General features: G+C 54.1%; 19 protein-coding genes and 2 pseudogenes. 14 read left to right on the plus strand and 7 right to left on the minus strand.

What is annotated here, in order from left to right:
• Position 1 precedes the first annotated feature (1 nt).
• The 5 genes from H7R56_RS12545 to H7R56_RS12565 all read left to right on the plus strand — a co-directional run bounded on the left by H7R56_RS12545 (position 2) and on the right by H7R56_RS12565 (position 4,032).
• A complete protein-coding gene (locus H7R56_RS12545) occupies positions 2–1,084 on the plus strand; it encodes a baseplate J/gp47 family protein (RefSeq protein ID WP_023293625.1) in 1,083 nt (360 codons plus the stop codon).
• Positions 1,075–1,659 (plus strand): YmfQ family protein, encoded by a 585-nt coding sequence (locus H7R56_RS12550; RefSeq protein ID WP_023293624.1) that lies wholly within the window; start codon positions 1,075–1,077, stop codon positions 1,657–1,659. Before H7R56_RS12545 ends, H7R56_RS12550 begins: the two co-directional genes overlap by 10 nt.
• A gap of 12 nt (positions 1,660–1,671) precedes the next feature.
• Positions 1,672–2,739, plus strand: coding sequence for a glycine-rich domain-containing protein (locus H7R56_RS12555; protein WP_182928265.1), 1,068 nt, complete (start codon positions 1,672–1,674; stop codon positions 2,737–2,739).
• A 4-nt stretch (positions 2,740–2,743) separates the two neighbouring features.
• Positions 2,744–3,145: a tail fiber assembly protein gene (locus H7R56_RS12560; protein ID WP_182928266.1), complete on the plus strand. Its 402-nt coding sequence runs from the start codon at positions 2,744–2,746 to the stop codon at positions 3,143–3,145.
• A 317-nt stretch (positions 3,146–3,462) separates the two neighbouring features.
• On the plus strand, positions 3,463–4,032 hold the full coding sequence (locus H7R56_RS12565) for a recombinase family protein (protein WP_182928267.1): 570 nt from the start codon (positions 3,463–3,465) through the stop codon (positions 4,030–4,032).
• 157 nt (positions 4,033–4,189) lie between these two features.
• Here H7R56_RS12565 and H7R56_RS12570 read toward each other — a convergent pair.
• Positions 4,190–4,624, minus strand: a pseudogene (locus H7R56_RS12570) (PhzF family phenazine biosynthesis protein); the annotation flags it as partial.
• 202 nt (positions 4,625–4,826) lie between these two features.
• Here H7R56_RS12570 and H7R56_RS12575 point away from each other — a divergent pair.
• Positions 4,827–6,025 (plus strand): annotated as a pseudogene (locus H7R56_RS12575) (sugar transporter).
• 46 nt (positions 6,026–6,071) lie between these two features.
• Here H7R56_RS12575 and H7R56_RS12580 read toward each other — a convergent pair.
• Positions 6,072–6,740 carry a MarC family NAAT transporter gene (locus H7R56_RS12580; protein WP_106930620.1) on the minus strand — a complete coding sequence of 223 codons (669 nt, stop codon included), beginning with the start codon at positions 6,738–6,740 and terminating at the stop codon, positions 6,072–6,074.
• A gap of 225 nt (positions 6,741–6,965) precedes the next feature.
• Here H7R56_RS12580 and marR point away from each other — a divergent pair, with 225 nt between their 5' ends.
• Genes marR through marB form a run of 3 tightly spaced genes read left to right on the plus strand, consistent with a single transcriptional unit; the run spans position 6,966 to position 8,046 of the window.
• Positions 6,966–7,400 (plus strand): multiple antibiotic resistance transcriptional regulator MarR, encoded by a 435-nt coding sequence (marR, locus tag H7R56_RS12585; RefSeq protein WP_106930618.1) that lies wholly within the window; start codon positions 6,966–6,968, stop codon positions 7,398–7,400.
• A gap of 20 nt (positions 7,401–7,420) precedes the next feature.
• On the plus strand, positions 7,421–7,804 hold the full coding sequence (gene marA / locus H7R56_RS12590; protein ID WP_064545350.1) for an MDR efflux pump AcrAB transcriptional activator MarA: 384 nt from the start codon (positions 7,421–7,423) through the stop codon (positions 7,802–7,804).
• A 29-nt stretch (positions 7,805–7,833) separates the two neighbouring features.
• Positions 7,834–8,046, plus strand: coding sequence for a multiple antibiotic resistance protein MarB (gene marB, locus H7R56_RS12595; RefSeq protein WP_106930616.1), 213 nt, complete (start codon positions 7,834–7,836; stop codon positions 8,044–8,046).
• Positions 8,047–8,078: 32 nt separating this feature from the next.
• On the opposite strand, the gene eamA is transcribed toward marB, so the two are convergent.
• Entirely contained in the window at positions 8,079–8,981 is a 903-nt protein-coding gene (gene eamA, locus H7R56_RS12600; protein WP_106930614.1) for an O-acetylserine/cysteine exporter, read from the minus strand.
• A 195-nt stretch (positions 8,982–9,176) separates the two neighbouring features.
• Here eamA and ydeE point away from each other — a divergent pair, with 195 nt between their 5' ends.
• Complete coding sequence (gene ydeE / locus H7R56_RS12605) at positions 9,177–10,367, plus strand: efflux MFS transporter YdeE (RefSeq protein ID WP_106930612.1); 1,191 nt, start codon at positions 9,177–9,179, stop codon at positions 10,365–10,367.
• A 54-nt stretch (positions 10,368–10,421) separates the two neighbouring features.
• On the opposite strand, the gene H7R56_RS12610 is transcribed toward ydeE, so the two are convergent.
• Positions 10,422–11,525: a cobalamin-independent methionine synthase II family protein gene (locus H7R56_RS12610; protein ID WP_106930610.1), complete on the minus strand. Its 1,104-nt coding sequence runs from the start codon at positions 11,523–11,525 to the stop codon at positions 10,422–10,424.
• Between the two features lie 152 nt (positions 11,526–11,677).
• On the minus strand, positions 11,678–12,076 hold the full coding sequence (locus H7R56_RS12615) for a rhodanese-like domain-containing protein (RefSeq protein WP_106930608.1): 399 nt from the start codon (positions 12,074–12,076) through the stop codon (positions 11,678–11,680).
• Between the two features lie 85 nt (positions 12,077–12,161).
• Between H7R56_RS12615 and ftrA the strand changes: the two genes are divergently transcribed.
• Positions 12,162–13,151 carry a transcriptional regulator FtrA gene (gene ftrA, locus H7R56_RS12620; RefSeq protein ID WP_106930606.1) on the plus strand — a complete coding sequence of 330 codons (990 nt, stop codon included), beginning with the start codon at positions 12,162–12,164 and terminating at the stop codon, positions 13,149–13,151.
• A gap of 83 nt (positions 13,152–13,234) precedes the next feature.
• A complete protein-coding gene (gene mgtS / locus H7R56_RS12625) occupies positions 13,235–13,330 on the plus strand; it encodes a protein MgtS (protein ID WP_146145744.1) in 96 nt (31 codons plus the stop codon).
• A gap of 167 nt (positions 13,331–13,497) precedes the next feature.
• Here mgtS and H7R56_RS12630 read toward each other — a convergent pair whose 3' ends face one another.
• Entirely contained in the window at positions 13,498–13,668 is a 171-nt protein-coding gene (locus tag H7R56_RS12630) for a hypothetical protein (RefSeq protein ID WP_181358056.1), read from the minus strand.
• Positions 13,669–14,011: 343 nt separating this feature from the next.
• Positions 14,012–16,063, minus strand: a complete 2,052-nt coding sequence (dcp, locus tag H7R56_RS12635) for a peptidyl-dipeptidase Dcp (protein WP_106930604.1) — start codon at positions 16,061–16,063, stop codon at positions 14,012–14,014.
• Between the two features lie 198 nt (positions 16,064–16,261).
• Here dcp and ydfG point away from each other — a divergent pair, with 198 nt between their 5' ends.
• On the plus strand, positions 16,262–17,011 hold the full coding sequence (gene ydfG, locus H7R56_RS12640; protein ID WP_106930602.1) for a bifunctional NADP-dependent 3-hydroxy acid dehydrogenase/3-hydroxypropionate dehydrogenase YdfG: 750 nt from the start codon (positions 16,262–16,264) through the stop codon (positions 17,009–17,011).
• Positions 17,012–17,102: 91 nt separating this feature from the next.
• Positions 17,103–17,789 (plus strand): GntR family transcriptional regulator, encoded by a 687-nt coding sequence (locus H7R56_RS12645; protein WP_106930600.1) that lies wholly within the window; start codon positions 17,103–17,105, stop codon positions 17,787–17,789.
• The last annotated feature ends 12 nt before the right edge of the window (positions 17,790–17,801 follow it).

A 17,801-nucleotide genomic window follows, 5' to 3' on the forward strand; every position in this document is an offset into this window, starting at 1 on the left:
CATGCCTTATAAATCGCCTACGTTGCCTGAATTAATCGCGCGTGCTGAAGGTAATATTCAGCAGCGTTTAAAAGGTTCCGCGACAGGAAATAAGGAAAAAGTCCTGGGCGTGCTGGCGCGTGCGCAGGCTGGTCTCGATGCAGGTCTGCATGAGCATATTTCCTGGGCATATCGCCAGATTATCCCCGGTGATGCGGATGAAGCTGAATTGCTCAAACATTGCCAGTTCTGGGGTATTCGCCGCAAGCAGCCGACGCCGGCAAGCGACCCGATTACGGTCACGGCCAGCGCTGCCGGCACTATTCCAAAAAATACCCGCTGGCAGCGTGCCGGCAACATCCTTTATGCGCTTGAAGCTGATTTTGATGTCGCAGCGGCCGGGACCGTCAATGTCCCTGTGACGGCGGTAGTGTCAGGGACTGCCGGCAATGCTCCTGCGGGTACTGCATTGACGCTGGTCACGCCTGTCGCGGGGATTTCTTCAGATGCCGTGGCCACGAACGGGCTGACTGGCGGTAGTGATATTGAGCCGGTCTCTGAACTACTGGCGCGGCTTGAGTTTCGCGCTCAGCATCCGCCATGCGGCGGTAATAAATACGACTATGAGCGCTGGGCGCGGGAATGTGCTGGTGTAACTCGTGCATGGTGTCTGCCGACCTGGCAGGGGCCGGGAACGGTCGGAGTCGCGTTTGTGATGGATGGTAACAGCAGCATTATTCCGGGTGATTCAGATATTGCCAGGGTGACGGATTATATTGCAGGGCATCCGAATCCGATTACCGGCGTTATTGAGGGACAACCAGAAGGGCCGGAGGTGGCAGTATTTGCACCGAAATTAAAGCCGCTGGATATGACTATTAAAATATCACCTAAAACGGATGTTCTGAAGGGTGAAATAACGGATGGGCTGGTGTCGCTGTTTTATAACAAATGCGATCCCGGAAGTACGCTGACAACATCCAGTATCGTTCGTGTGATAGCTGCCAGTCAGAGCCTGACTGACTTTGAGCTAATTTCACCCACGTCACCAACTTACTCGGCTGCAGATGAACTACTGGTGCCAGGAACGATCACATGGTCATGACCCGATTTCAGCGAATCTTCCTGCAACTACTTCCTACAGGGCTGGCCTGGAATAAAGAGCCCGGTTCGGAGCTAAGCATGCTTGCTGGTGCGCTGGCTGATGGCCCGGAGCAGGACGATGAGTCGATTGAGCGTTTGCTGCCTGAACGTTTCCCCGACCAGTCGACAGTACTGCTGGATGACTGGGAGAAGTGGCTGGGATTGCCGGACTGTACCAGCGCTGGGCAGACATTTGATGAACGCAGAACGGCGGCTGCAGAGAAGTACAGGATGGTTGGTAGTCTCAACCGTCAGTTTTATATCGAACTGGCTGCCAAATATGGATTCGATATTGATATTGAATCTTTTAGTGATGGTGCTTATGCCACCTGCATGGATAACTGCCTCACTCGATTACGGAAAAATTACGGCCGTTATACGTCCCATATTATTGTGAAGAACAGCATAGAACGCCGTAATGCAACGGTACTCGATAATTGCCTGACGCCGCTTGTCGTTTACTCCGGTGGCGTTCTTGAGTGCCTTCTTGAGAAATATAAACCTGCTCACCAGGTCTTTATTTATATCTACCAATAAAGGAATACCAACATGTTCCATTTAGACAATAACAGTGGCGTTTCTGCCATGCCTCCAGTCGGTGCTGTGCAGAGTTCTGCACCCCGCTGGTATACGGAGGGTGGCGGCGGTACTCCTGCCAGTTATCCGGGGGCTGACTGGTACAACATTATCCAGGCGGAGCTTTTAAATTTGCTCAGTGCCTACGGTATTAACCCGAATAAATCTGATTTTAATCAGCTTCAACACGCTATTGAAGAAGCTATCAGCCAGAATGCCACTGCGAACAGTGCGCTGCTCACTGCGATAGCAGCTCTTGTCACATCGGCCAACAAAATGCCGTACTTCACCGGCAAAGATAAAGTAGCCATGACAGACCTGACAGCTTTCGCCAGAACGCTGCTTGGCCGTAGTGATGCTGCTGGCGTTCTCTCAGACCTTGGTTTAAACGATTCGCGCTTTGCCGTTGTCACTTCGTCCCAGACTGTCACTGTTCCCGACTGGGTAACAGAAATTTATATATCAGGCTGCGCCGCTGGCGGTGGCGGTGGCGCGGGTGCTGGGGCTGCGGGTAGTGGCTTTGTTGGCTCGGGCGGTGGAGGTGGAGGGGCCGGTCAGTCAGTCATCAGAAAAAAATTCGCGGTTACGCCAGGTATGGTTATTTCCGTAACAATCGGCGCAGCCGGTACTCCTGGCACTAAAAGCTCGACGGGCGGTGATGGCGGAAACGGCGGTGATGGCGGTAATACTGTCGTTGGAAACCTCTTAACACTGGCAGGTGGGAAAGGAGGAAAGGGCGGCATAAATCGGATATCTGGTAATGCCGGAGGAGCTCCGGGTGGCGTCGGGTATCCTGACGGCGGATATGGTTCTGATTCAACCGCGGGCAATGCTTCGGGTGATGGCGGCGCAGGGGGTAATAGTATCTTTGGTGGCGCTGGAACTCCTGGTCGCGGTGGTCGGGACGGTGGTATAGATGGAAAACCAGCGAGTTGTTATGGTTCCGGTGGCGGGGCTGGAGGCGGGTCATATACAGCTGCGAGTGGAAATGGCGGCGCAGGCGGCGCAGGCACGCCCGGTCTGGTGATTATTGAGTGGTGATGTGATGAGCAAAACATACGCAGTAATAAAAAATAATACCGTTGTAAATGTCGTCTTATGGGATGGCGAGTCAGAATGGTCGCCTGATAATGGCATAGCAATACCGGCTGCTAATGGTGTCGGGATTGGCTGGTTATATGCTGATGGCAATTTGACTGCGCCGGATATTCCCGAGCCTGTAAAATCTCACGATGAATTAGTCGCAGAGGTTGAATCAGAAAAGCTCGCCCGTATCGATACGGCGACCAACCGGATTATTGTCTGGCAAACCAAGCTTTTGATGGGTCGCAAGCTTACGAATGCTGAGTCATCCAGCCTTAACGGATGGATGGACTATATAGACGCGGTGGCAGCAATAGATGCCAGCACCGCACCTGATATCAACTGGCCAGCTATTCCGGCTTAACAGGCCAGTTAGTATGTTTCTTATATCGCTGGCGCTGGCAATATTTGCTGCATAATCTCAGTTTGCGCGTTATAAAATTCAATATAACGCGCATCATTCTCGCATTTCTCGATGCGCCGATGATGCCGGTTACTGTTTCTCGAAATTGAACCTTTTCGGGAAATAACAAAAACGTCAACCGAGAAGTTTCGCTAAAACGGTGAATCGTCAACCAGGTAAAGAGCCTCGTATCACATTCAATCCTGCGGTTCCTGAACCCCAACCTTCAGTGCTTTTTTGTTAGCCTGAACGCATTCAAACGAATGGAGATCAGACTTATGATTATTGGGTATGCGCGAGTATCAAGTAACCATCAGGACACCGAGCTTCAGATGCAGGCGCTCAGAGTTGCTGGATGCAAATTAATATTCGAAGAGAAGGCTTCAGGTCGTAAGACAAACCGTCCAATATTGAAAAAGGTGGTTGATATGCTGGAGCCAGGAGATGAACTGGTTATATGGAAACTGGATCGTATCGGCCGTAACGTTCTGCACGCTTTACTGACCTTTCAGAACCTGGCAAAGCGCAATGTAAACATACGGTCCATTACTGATGGTGTTGACCTCAGTACAGCTAGTGGCCGTTATAACTTCCGTAATATCCTCTCAGCAGCACAGTATGAGTCTGACCTTAATAGTGAGCGGACGCTGGCTGGTTTGGCTGTGGCCCGCGCCAAGGGGCGCTGCGGTGGGCGGCGACCTAAGTTTACAGACGATGACTGGAATAGATGTGAGTCAGCGCTGAAGGCTGGAAGAACGCATAAAGAGGTATCTGAACAATATGGAGTGGGAGTTTCGACACTTTATAAAAAATTTCCTATCTGCGCTAATTCTGCTTCAGTTTTGTGAACTACCGCACTAAGCCGCCAATCTGGCGGCTATGATACGTTTCCAACGTTCGGCATCATTTCATATCAAATCTTGCACCAATGTCACTTAAACTTAGAACGCTTGATGCGATCCAATTTTAGCTGTCAAAGTTTCGCGATTTATGTGCCGCGCTACACCCGCGACGCGCATGACGATAGGTACTGATGCCCAACGCACGCAGCATCGCGGGGGGCGGTGTCGCCGCTTTGGTGTCGCCGGCCGGAAAATCCAGCGTCAGCCAGTCACCGCTGCGCGTCACGGTTAAGCGCCCCGATAGCGTCTCGAAATGGATGCGATCATCCGGGTAGTTGAGATGGTTAAACACCACATGCGCGCTGGCGAGCGTACCGTGACCACACAGGTTGACTTCATTGCGGGTGGTGAACCAGCGTAGCGCAAAACCTCCCGGTTGATTGACGATAAAGGCCGTCTCGGACTGATTATGCTGCTGGGCCATACTGAGCAGTAGCGCATCCTCTGGCCACTCGCGAAGCAGACACACTGCCGCCGCATTGCCGCCGAACGCCTTGTTGCTAAAGGCATCAACCATAAAAAAATCAATCTCGTGCATCTGCTTCTCCGTGTTGTCATGGCGTTAAGGCAAACTGACACAGAACGTTAACAGCAACAAGTCTCTTTTGCCCGCCTAAACGTGACACTGTCACCATAATGTAAAAATGAGATGTAAATCACATAATGATTGTATTCGCGGCGGTAATAGCTTTAAGATCGTGCGTCTCTTCATTCCTCTCATACTCCCGGTGCATTTACCTATGACAACGAACACGGTCTCTCGTCGGATCGCGTGGCTTCGGGTAGTCACGCTGGCTATCGCCGCCTTTATTTTCAACACCACGGAATTCGTTCCGGTGGGCCTGCTTTCCGATATTGCGCAAAGTTTTGGTATGCAAACCGCCGAAGTGGGCATCATGCTGACCATCTATGCCTGGGTGGTGGCGCTGATGTCATTGCCGTTTATGCTGCTCACCAGCCAGATGGAGCGACGTAAGCTGCTTATTGGTCTGTTTATTTTATTTATCGCCAGCCACGTTCTTTCCTTCCTTGCATGGAATTTCACCGTGCTGGTGGCCAGCCGTATCGGTATTGCGTTCGCACATGCGGTGTTCTGGTCAATTACCGCCTCGCTGGCTATTCGCATGGCACCAGCAGGTAAACGCGCGCAGGCGCTGAGTCTGATAGCCACCGGCACCGCCCTGGCGATGGTCTTCGGTATCCCGATTGGCCGGATCGTCGGCCAGTACTTCGGCTGGCGTACCACCTTTTTCGCCATTGGCGTTGGCGCGCTGCTGACCCTGCTGGCGCTGATCAAACTGCTGCCGCGTCTGCCAAGTGAACACTCTGGCTCGCTGAAAAGCCTGCCGGTACTGTTCCGCCGACCGGCGCTGGTCAGCATCTATCTGCTGACCGTGGTGGTGGTGACCGCGCACTACACGGCCTACAGCTACATTGAACCGTTCGTGCAGACCGTGGCAGGCCTGAGCGGCAATTTCGCCACGATCCTGCTGCTGATTCTGGGCGGCGCGGGCATTATTGGTAGCATTGTCTTCGGAAAACTGGGTAATCAACACGCCTCCGGGCTCATCAGCAGTGCGATTGGCATGCTGCTGATTTGCCTGCTGCTGCTGCTGCCTGCCGCGCGCGACGCGAGTCACCTCGCGTGCTGAGCATCTTCTGGGGGATTGCCATTATGGTGATTGGTCTGGGAATGCAGGTCAAAGTGCTGGCGCTGGCGCCGGATGCAACCGACGTCGCCATGTCGCTGTTTTCCGGGATATTTAATATCGGTATTGGGGCCGGTGCGCTGCTCGGTAGCCAGATCAGCACCCACTGGTCGATGTCATCTATCGGCTACGTGGGCGCGCTGCCGGCACTGGCGGCGTTTATCTGGTCAGTGGTGATTTTCCGCCGCTGGCCAGCGGCGTCGTTGGAAGAACAAGCACATCAGCATTAATGACCCGCGACCGCAGCGCTGTTCCGTGCTGCGGTCGCGGACGGTATCAGGCGGGATAGGTCTTAATAATTTCGAGTACGCCGTTAATAATAAACTGTACCCCCATACATACCAGCAGGAAGCCCATCAGGCGCGAGATCGCCTCGATGCCACCTTTGCCAACCAGCCGCATGATCGCCCCAGAGCTGCGCAGGCATCCCCACAGAATCACCCCGACCAGTGCGAAGATTATCGGCGGTGCCACCAGCACCACCCACTCCGGGAAGTTAACCCCGTGTTTCACCGTAGATGCCGAGCTGATAATCATGGCAATGGTCCCCGGACCTGCCGTGCTGGGCATCGCGAGCGGCACAAACGCGATATTGGCAGTAGGCTCATCCTGAAGCTCTTCCGATTTACTGCGCGCCTCCGGGGAGTCATGCGCTTTTTGCTGCGGGAACAGCATCCGGAAACCGATAAAAGCCACGATAAGCCCACCGGCAATACGCAGCCCTGGTATTGATATGCCGAATGTATTCATCACGACCTGGCCCGCATAATAGGCCACCATCATGATAGCGAAGACGTAAACTGACGCCATCAGCGACTGGCGGTTACGCTCCGCGCTGTTCATATTCCCCGAAAGCCCAAGGAACAGCGCAACGGTCGTTAGCGGATTAGCCAGCGGCAGCAAAACCACCAGCCCCAGTCCAATAGCCTGAAAGAGTTCCTTCATAAGCGTTCAAAAATCCTGTCTGTGTTACGGAAAATGGCCTTTACGCCGCGCTGTCGCTTTTTACACAGCATGTATGACTTCAAAGCGACACTTTAGAGGATATCCTATTTGGGTCGATTTGGAGCGTTTTAGCAATTCGTGGCATCGCCCAATCCATTCAGTTGACTTATGGTTGCGTGAGAAATAATATCCACCGCAACTAAAGTACTTGCCAGGGCAACCATCGTGAACAGCACAAGCAATCTCTTCAATGAAATGATTCCACTTGGGCATTTGATTCACCTGGTTAACCAAAAAAAAGATCGCTTACTCAACGAGCATTTATCGCCGGAAGACATTACAGCCTCACAGTTCAGAGTGCTTTGCTCTATTCGTTGTCAAGGCAGTATCACCCCCGTGGAATTGAAAAAAACCTTGTCGGTGGATCTGGGCGCGCTCACCCGCATGCTCGATCGCTTGCTGTGCCGGGGCTGGATTGCCCGGTTACCCAATCCAAGCGATAAACGCGGTGTGTTGATTCAGCTGACGCCTGAAGGCGCAGCCATTTGTGAACAATGCCATCTGCTCGTTGGGCAAAACCTGCACCAGGAATTAACAAAAAACTTAACGGCAAATGAAGTTGCAACGCTCGAACTTCTCCTTAAAAAAATATTGCCGTAAACAGAAGAAGAGGTAAGACGATGTCCAGACGCAACACTGACGCTATCACTATTCATAGCATTTTGGACTGGATCGAAGATAACCTGGAATCACCGCTGTCGCTTGAGAAAGTGTCAGAACGTTCCGGTTACTCTAAATGGCACCTGCAGCGGATGTTTAAAAAAGAAACCGGCCATTCATTAGGTCAGTACATTCGCACCCGCAAGCTGACGGAAATCGCCCAGAAACTCAAAGAAGGCAACGAGCCGATTCTCTATCTGGCCGAACGTTACGGGTTTGAGTCGCAGCAGACGCTGACGCGGACATTTAAAAACTATTTTGACGTGCCGCCGCACAAGTATCGCGTCACCAATATGCACGGAGAGTCTCGCTATCTCCACCCTATTAATCACTGTGTTTGTTAATCGCCTGCAAAAGACGTATTGAGGAAATCATGAAACTGTTCGCTTCCGTTGCCTTCGCCCTACTGGCGATGGCCTCCATGCAGAGCTACGCGGAGCAACTTCCAGCCCACAAGAACGCGCACGACACCATGCTGATGCCGTCCGCCAGCAGCCAGTCACCGTTTGACTTTAATCATATGGGTTCCGGCAGCGATAAATCCGATGAGCTGGGCGTACCGTATTACAATGAAAACAATCGCTAAACGCTAATTGCCCCGCCTTTGCGGGGCTTTTTTTAGCCCTTCACCGCTCGCCTCAGTCCCGGCAAACGCAGCCCGAAGACATTAATAAACAGCCCGGCCATAATCAGCAGCGCACCGATGAGCTGCATTACCGATAGCGTTTCATCTAACAGCAGCGCTGCGCTGGCCAGCCCCACCACCGGCACCAACAGCGACAGCGGCGCCACGCGCCAGGTTTCATAACGCCCCAGCAACGATCCCCAGATGCCATAGCCGACAATACTGGCGACAAAGGACAGATAGGCCAGCGACAGCGCGGTAGTCAGATCAATATGAATCAGGCTCTGCGCCATTTGCTGCGATCCTTCAAAAATCCACGAGCTGAGCATGAAAGGTAAAATAGGAATCAGCGCGCTCCATACCACCAGCGACATCACGCCCGGCTTCGAATCATGGTGCATGATCTTTTTATTGAAGATATTGCCGCAGGCCCAGCACAGTGCCGCCGCCAGCGTCAGCATAAAACCTAGCAGCTTGACATGCTGGCCGGTCATGCTGGTTTCTATCAGCACCAGCACACCAAACACCGCCAGCGAAATGCCCACCAGTTGCTTGCGCTGCAGTCGTTCACCGAACGCGAAGGCACCGAGCACAATAGTAAAGAAAGCCTGTGCCTGGAGGACCAGCGAAGCCAGACCGGCCGGCATACCGAAATTAATGGCGCAAAACAGGAAGGCAAACTGGCCAAAGCTAATGGTCAGCGCATAGCCCAGCAGCAGCGAGAGCGGCACCCGCGGACGCGGCACGAAGAACAGCGCCGGGAAGGCAACAAATAAAAAACGCAGACCTGCCAGCAGCAGCGGCGGCATACCGTGCAGCCCCACTTTGATAACGACAAAGTTCAGCCCCCATACCACGACAACCAGCAACGCCAGCAGTCCATCTTTACGCGTCATACCCGCCCCGTCATTTATTAAATTTATGTAAACACAATCAAAGTAACGAAAAATTCACCCCAGGAATAGATCATTATTTCTGGCAGGCTGAAATCGCACTTCCCGACAAGACCCTGGCTATACAAGCCGCTTATGGCGTGATATTTCTGAAAGCGATAACAAAAAATAAGCCAACCACACTTCTCGGGCAGGAAAATGAAACCAACGACAAGGCGATCCACGATTGCGCTGCTGGCATCGTCGTTACTGTTAACCATCGGGCGCGGTGCCACACTTCCCTTTATGACCATTTACCTCACGCGCCAGTACGCGATGACGGTAGATACCATCGGCTACGCGATGTCTATCGCGCTGGTGATTGGTGTGGTGTTCAGCCTCGGCTTCGGCATTCTGGCCGACAAGTTTGATAAAAAACGCTATATGCTGATCGCCATCGCGTTCTTCATCTGCGGTTTTGTGGCTATCCCTCTGGTGCACAGCGTCACGCTAGTGGTGTTTTTCTTTTCGCTGATCAACTGTTCGTACTCGGTGTTCTCCACCGTGCTGAAAGCCTATTTTTCCGATACGCTTGCGCCTACCACTAAAGCGCGCGTGTTCTCGCTGAACTATACGTTCCTGAACATCGGCTGGACCATCGGGCCGCCTATCGGCACGCTGCTGGTCATGAGCAGCATCAACCTGCCGTTCTGGCTGGCAGCCATTTGCGCGGCGTTCCCGTTGCTGTTTATCCAGCGCTACGTTGAGCGTGTCTCAGCGGCCGAAATGGCCGAATCGCCGGTCGCCTGGTCACCGTCGGTTCTGCTACGCGATCGGGCGCTGCTGTGGTTTACGCTTTCCGGCCTGCTGGCGTCGTTTGTCGGTGGTTCATTCGCTTCCTGCCTGTCACAGTATGTGCTGGCCATTGGCGACAGCACCTTTGCTGAAAAAGTCGTGGCGGTGATCCTGCCGGTCAATGCCGCCGTGGTGGTGACCTTGCAGTATGCGATTGGCCGCCGGCTTACCTCGACCAACCTGCGTCCGTTGATGACCTTTGGCACCGTCTGCTACGTGCTGGGCCTGGCGGGTTTTATGATGTCGGGCAGCAATCTGCTGTTCTGGGGGCTGGCGGCCGCCGTCTTCACGTTGGGCGAGGTTATCTACGCCCCGGGAGAATATATGCTCATCGACAACATCGCCCCGCCGGGAATGAAAGCCAGCTATTTTTCCGCTCAGGCGTTGGGGTGGTTAGGGGCGGCGCTGAATCCGCTGTTGACCGGGCAGATCCTGACGCATTTCGCGCCCCTTGCGCTCTTCCCCATCATGATGGTGGTGATTGTGCTGGCCTGGCTGTTGATCTTCCGCGGCATTAAAGCCAGCGGCTGGCACCCTGAGCTTAACGCCGTGTGATAGCGCAATCGGCCGGATAAGCCTGCTGCCTGATCCGGCCTTTGCCTGCGCGAATCACCAGACCTGTGCGGCAATCCCCGTCACCAGACGTACCTTATCCCACTGTTGCTGTTCACTCAGACTATTGCCCTCTTCAGTGGAGGCAAAGCCGCACTGCGGGCTCAGGCAGATTTGATCCCGCGCCACGTAGTTTGCCGCCTCTTCCAGGCGCGCCTTCACCCCTTGCGGATTTTCCAGCTCACCGTTTTTGGTTGTAATCAGACCCAGCACCGCTTTTTGATGCCCAGGACGGATGAAGCGCAGCGGTGCAAAGTCGCCAGAACGATCGTTGTCATACTCCAGGAAGAACGCATCAACGTTCACACGGCCAAACAGGATCTCGGCTACCGGTTCATAGCCGCCTTCCGAAATCCACGTCGAGCGGAAGTTACCGCGACAGACGTGCAGGCCGATAATCAGGTCGTCCGGTTTACCTTCCAGCGCGCGGTTCAGCACATCGGCATAAATTGCCGCCAGTCGATCCGGATCGTCACCGCGCTCACGCACCTGCCGACGCTGGTCTTCGGAACACAGATAGGCCCAGACCGTGTCATCCAACTGAAGGTAGCGGCAGCCCGCATCATAGAAGGCACGGATGGCATCACGCCAGGTATCGGCCAGATCGTTAAAATAATCCGCCAGATCCGGATATACGGTGGCATCAATATCTTTGCGCCCGCCGCGGAAGTGCAGCACGCTGGGGCTTGGAATCGTCATTTTCGGCGTGGCATCGCCGCTGATGCTTTTCAGGAAACGAAAATCGTCCAGCATAGGATGGTCACCAAAGCCCAGCTTGCCAGTCACGCGAATGCCATGGGCCCGCGTCTGCACGCCGTTAAATTGAATGCCCTGCTCCGCATCATAGCGTTCAACGCCCTGTAGGCCGTCAAAGAAATCAAAGTGCCACCAGGCACGACGGAATTCACCGTCGGTCACTACGTGCAGGCCGCAGTCGCACTGGTGCTGCACAACGCGACGAATTTCCTCGTCCTCTACCGCACGCAGCTGCTGTGCGGTGATGTCTCCGTTAAGCCACTGCTGACGCGCCTGCTTTATTGCCAGCGGACGTAAAAAGCTGCCGACGATATCGGCGCGATAAGGAGCGTGTTGATGTGCCATGCGTTTCTCCTGACTTCCCGGGAGAATGTGTTTCCCCTGGGTGATTATTGGTTATTTAAACTATTTAGACTTCTGGATGGCTAGATATCCAAATAATGTCATCCGTAACCCACGCAGGCAAACGAGAATAATTCATGGATGATGAAGAAAATTCACGATCCCACGTTAAAAGCGAAACCTTCATCCTGCCAACCGGTGATACCGCCAATCATTATTTTCACCGGACGCCCAAGCATCGCCAGCTTAAGCGCTGCGCGATCTGCGCCGTTACAGTGTGGCCCCGCGCAGTAGACCACAAACAGCGTTTCCGGCGGCCATGTCTGCATACGCTCAGCGTTGATCTCTGCGTGACGAAGGTGAATCGCACCGGGGATATGGCGGAACGCAAAGGTCTCGGCGTTGCCCACCACGTGCAGTAATACAAAATCTAACGGCGGCTGCTGGAGCGCGGCATGAACATCAGCACAATCCGTTTCAACGCTCAGACGCTGGCGGAAATGGGCGGCGGCTTCGGCGGCGCTGGCGGCCGGAAATTCAGTTACGTAACTCATCGTTGACTCTCTCATTATGTGTTACCACTATGGTAACGATGAGATGAGTATAAACAGGCACCTGCCGAGAGGACCGCCCCCAGAGATGACAGAAAACGGCCAGAATATGACAATCCGCGCCCATCGCGTGGTGGTGCTCGCCTATGACGGGCTATGTACCTTCGAATTTGGCGTGGCGGTCGAGGTCTTTGGCCTGCATCGCCCGGAAATGGGCGACGACTGGTACCGTTTCGCCGTTGCCGCCGTCGATGACGGTGAACTTCGCGCCACCGGCGGCATTCGGATTATGGCCGATGGCGGCCTGACGTTACTCGACGACGCCGACACCATCATCGTTCCCGGCTGGCGTGGAATAGACAGCCCGGTGCCCGATGCGCTGTGCCAGGCGCTACGCCGCGCGCACCAGCGTGGTTGTCGGGTGATGTCGATTTGTTCCGGCGTCTTCGTCCTGGCGGCAGCCGGGCTGCTTGATGGCCAGCGGGCAACCACCCACTGGCGTTATACCGCCCCACTGCAGCAGCGCTACCCGCAAATCAAGGTGGCGGAGGACGTGCTATACATCGAGGAAGGGCACGTATTGACCTCCGCGGGCAGCGCTGCGGGGATCGATCTTTGTTTACACGTGGTGCGCCTGGATTATGGTCTGGAAGCGGCCAATCGCGTTGCCAGGCGGCTGGTCATCCAGCCGCACCGCGACGGGGCCCAGAAACAGCAGGTAAGTCGGCCGGTTGCCCGCTCCCGTGAGAGCCAGCGTCTGGGCGTGCTGTTTGATTTTCTTCATCAGCATCTGGCCGATAGCCATAGCGTCCGTTCGCTCGCAGGACGGGTGGGCATGAGTGAACGGACATTTCTGCGACGTTTCCAGGAGGCCACCGGCAAAACGCCTGCCCGTTGGCTGCTTGATGCCCGCCTGCAGCAGGCACAGCACCACCTGGCGTCCAGCAGAGACAGCGTAGAGCGAGTGGCGGAGATAACCGGTTTTGGTAACGCCAAAAATTTGCGTCTGCGTTTTCAGCAGCATTTGGCCACCAGTCCGCTGGCCTACCGTAAGAAATTTACCGCAACAAATAATTAATTCACAAATGACCGCGTTAGTCTAAGTTTAAAACAGTACGCTAAAGGATGTCCGGAGTGGAATCGTTAAAAGAGGAGGTCATCATGCTGGATAATATGCACGTGTTTCTGGTTGCAATGGGGCTTATTCTGTTTTCCGGTTTTCTGACTGCCTATTTTAGCGGGAAATGGAACGATTAACGACAACCGAAATAAGCCTGTAGCATATCGCGCATAAAAAAACCGCCAGGAAACTGGCGGTATAAATGCTTGCATGGATAGATTTTTACTTCTCCAGTTCCCCATCCGTCCTGAATGAAGAAACCGTTGCTGTAAAGGGATCTTATCACTGCTTTATTCAACTAATGCTAAACGGCCAACGCATTATTTAAGGCGGTGTGTTTCCACGCCTTCTTGCTCTGGCAGCCGGCCCGCCGGCCCGCCCACAATCTGCCGGAACGCGACTCCTGTAAGTCCTGATGCTCAGGACGGGTAGACCAGATGGATTCGCGACGAGCGTTACGCTGGGATTTTTTCATTATTGCCTCCGGGCAGATTGTCGATATTAAATCCATTAACTCAACGATTTACGCAGACATGTTAGCAAGCTGAATGGCGAGTTATTTCAACAACTGCACGTATTTGTAAAGAGCCTGTGAGCCAGCGCACCTCTCTGCGCCAAGAGGTGATACCCTACCGAAAATGTCAGGTTGCGTAATTGTTATCACCACGTAAAATCACAGCAGTTGCCTTCGCTCCAGGAATGGCAGCAACAATGCTCTATTTATTGTGGTACTTAACCCGCCAGCCCTGTGTGCGGGTTTTTTTTCGTTTTTTACGCTCGTCCGGAATATCTAAACAGCCGGACGAGCGGTGCGAGTATTAATCCGTTTCGCTTAAACCACGATTTTTCAGCATCGGCGCAATGCGCGGATCGTGTCCCCGCCAGCAACGATACAGTTTTTCTAAATCGCTGCTGTTACCGCGCGATAAAATAGCATCGCGAAAACGTTGACCGTTCTCGCGATTTAAACCGCCGCGCTCGACGAACCATTGATAACCATCATCGGCCAGCATTTGCGTCCACAGATAGGCATAATAACCCGCCGCGTAGCCGCCGCCGAAAATATGCGAAAAATAGCTGCTGCGGTAACGCGGAGGAACGGCAGCAAGATCGATACGCTCGCGCTGTAGCGCCTGGGCTTCGAACTCGTCTACGCTCTCAGGCAATGAATTTGCCGACAGGCTGTGCCAGTTCATGTCCAGCAGCGCCGCGCTGAGCAGTTCGCTCATATCGTAGCCTTTATTGAAGTTCGCTGCGCGGAACAGGCTATCTCGCAACGTTTCCGGCATCGGCTCACCGGTTTCGTAATGACGCGCATAGTGGGCAAACACCTCCGGATGGCTCGCCCAGTGCTCGTTTATTTGCGATGGAAACTCAACAAAATCGCGTGGCGTATTGGTGCCGGATAACGTCGCATAACGCTGATTCGCAAACAGGCCGTGCAGCGCGTGGCCGAACTCATGGAATAGCGTAATGGTATCATCCCACGAGATCAGCGCGCTTTTTCCGGCAGCCGGTTTCGGGTAATTGCACACGTTGTAGATAACCGGACGCGTGCCCAGCAGCGTTGACTGCGGGACGAAGTTGTCCATCCACGCCCCGCCGCTTTTGCTGTCTCGGGCAAAGAAGTCGCCATAGAACAGCGCCATTCCCTCGCCATCGGCATCAAAAATCTCCCACACGCGCACGTCGGGATGGTAAACCGGCAGATCGAAGCGCTCGATAAAACGAATGCCAAACAGCTGGCTGGCAGCCCAGAACACGCCATCAATCAGCACACGCTCCAGCGCCAGGAAAGGCTTAATTTGTGCTTCATCTATCGCGTATTTTTCGCGCCTGACCTGTTCGGAATAATACAGCCAGTCCCAGGCCTGTGCGCTGAAGGGCGCATCACCGTTATCAATCAGCGCCTGAATATCGGCCAGTTCACTTTCAGCGCGAGCGCGGGCCGCCGGGGTAATTTCGCGCATGAACTCAAACGCCGCCTGCGGCGTTTTTGCCATCTGGTCAGCCATGCTCCAGCTGGCATAATCGGCATAGCCAAGCAGCTCGGCCTGACGCGCGCGGATGGCGACCAGTTTGAGAATGCGTTCACGCGTATCGTTATCGTCGCCGCGCTGATTGCGCTGCCAGGCCGCATTAAAGAGTTTTTCACGGGTTTCCCGAACACGCAGACTCGCCAGCACGGGCTGCTGAGTGGTGTTCACCAGCGGAATCAACCAGCGTCCCGCCAACCCGCGTTCCGCGGCCGCAGCGGCGGCCGTGGCAATCTCATCAGCACTTAAGCCGGCTAACGCCGCTTCGCTGTCCACCACCAGTCCACCGTTTTTAGCGGCACCGAGAAGGCACTGGTGAAACTGGCTGCTCAGCGTGGCGGCTTCGGTATTCAGCGTTTTCAGCTCTGCCTTTTGCGTTTCACCCAGCATCGCACCGGCCTGGATAAAACGGGCGTAAATCACCTCAACCAGACGGTGAGACTCGCTATCCAACCCCAGCGATTCACGCTGCGCCCAGACGGACTGGATACGCTTAAATAGCGCATCGTTAAGATAAATATCGTTCGCCAGTCCGGCCAACTCGGCAGAAAACGCTTCATCCAGCCGCTGAATGGTCTCATTGCTGTTTGCGGCGGCCATGGCAAAGAACACGGCGGTGACGCGCGCCAGCATCTCGCCGCTGTTTTCCAGCGCCACGAAGGTATTGTCGAACGTTGCCGGCTCAGGGTTATGTGCGATGTCGGCAACCTCCTGACGTTTGCGCTTCAGCGCTTCATCAAAAGCCGGACGATAGTGCTCATCGTTAATCATATCGAACGGCGGCGCCTGATACGGTAAGGTGCTGCTGGCAAAAAAGGGATTCATGGCCGACATGGTGTACTCCTTAACAAAACGGTTAACCGTAGCAGAATAAACAAAACGGCGCGGGGCTGCCCGCTTATCTCAACATTCCCGCATTTTTCTTCCTCGCGGGTTATCGCCTTTCTTTCAGTAAAGCGCAGGGCCGTGATAGTTATGCCCCAGGCGTTCTGCTATCGTAATGTGACAGTTAAACGTTGAAGGAACAGAGAAATGATCGTACTGGTAACCGGAGCAACGGCAGGATTTGGCGAAAGCATAACCCGCCGTTTTATTGCCAACGGGCATAAAGTCATCGCCACAGGCCGTCGTAACGAACGTTTAAAAGCACTCAAAGATGAGCTGGGCGACAGCATCCTGACCGTGCAGCTTGACGTGCGCAACCGCGCGGCGATTGAAGAAACCATTGCTAACCTGCCGGCAGCGTGGCGCGAGATTGATATTCTGGTCAATAACGCCGGGCTGGCGCTGGGTCTGGAGCCCGCACACCGTGCCAGCGTTGACGATTGGGAAGATATGATCGACACCAACAACAAAGGCCTGGTGTATATGACCCGCGCGGTACTGCCGGGCATGGTAGAACGCAATCGCGGCCATATTATTAACATTGGTTCCACCGCCGGTAGCTGGCCTTATGCCGGTGGCAACGTCTACGGCGCCACCAAAGCCTTTGTGCGCCAGTTCAGCCTTAATCTGCGTACCGATCTGCATGGTACCGCCGTTCGCGTCACGGATATTGAGCCAGGGCTGGTCGGCGGAACCGAGTTTTCCAACGTTCGCTTCAAGGGTGACGATGCGAAGGCCGGAAAAACCTACGAAAATGCCAATGCCCTGACGCCAGAAGACGTTACCGAGGCGGTCTGGTGGGTCGCGACGCTGCCAAAACACGTCAATATTAATACCGTAGAAATGATGCCGGTCAGCCAGACCTACGCGGGTCTGAGCGTTCATCGCGAAAGTTAGCATTTAATCCCAGCCCGCCCCCCGGTCGGGCTGGGCTCGGCGGCAAAAAGAGCGTAAAATAGCTGCTTAATCAGCTGATAAGAACGACTCAATGGCCGCCGAAACCCAACTGAACCCAACACAGCCCGTCAACCAACAGATTTATCGCATTCTGCGTCGCGATATTGTGCACTGCCTCATTCCGCCAGGCACCCCGTTGTCGGAGAAAGAGGTATCTCTGCGCTTTGACGTTTCGCGTCAGCCGGTGCGCGAGGCCTTTATTAAGCTGGCTGAAAACGGACTTATCCAGATTCGTCCGCAACGCGGCAGTTACGTGAATAAAATTTCGCTTTCTCAGGTTCGTAACGGCTGCTTCGTGCGCCAGGCGATTGAGTGTGCGGTCGCGCGCCGTGCAGCAACCATGATTAACGATGCGCAAACCTATCAGCTCGAGCAAAATCTGCATCAGCAGCGAATGGCGATTGAGCGCCAGCAGCTCAATGATTTCTTCCTGCTCGACGATGAATTCCACCAGCTGCTGTCGAATATTGCCGATTGCCAGCTCGCCTGGGACACGATTGAAAATATCAAAGCGGCGATTGACCGGGTCCGTTATATGAGCCTCGATCATATTTCATCACCCGAAATGCTGCTGCGCCAGCATCACGAAATTTTCAGCGCGCTGGAACAGCGGGATGCCGATGCGGTTGAGAAAGCCATGACTCTGCATCTTCAGGAAATTAGCGAGTCGGTGCTGTTAATTCGTCAGGAAAATCGCGACTGGTTTAGCGAAGAGTAATAAAAAAGGCCT

Source organism: Klebsiella sp. WP3-W18-ESBL-02 (assembly GCF_014168815.1).
GTDB classification, from domain to species: Bacteria; Pseudomonadota; Gammaproteobacteria; order Enterobacterales; family Enterobacteriaceae; genus Kluyvera; species Kluyvera ascorbata_B.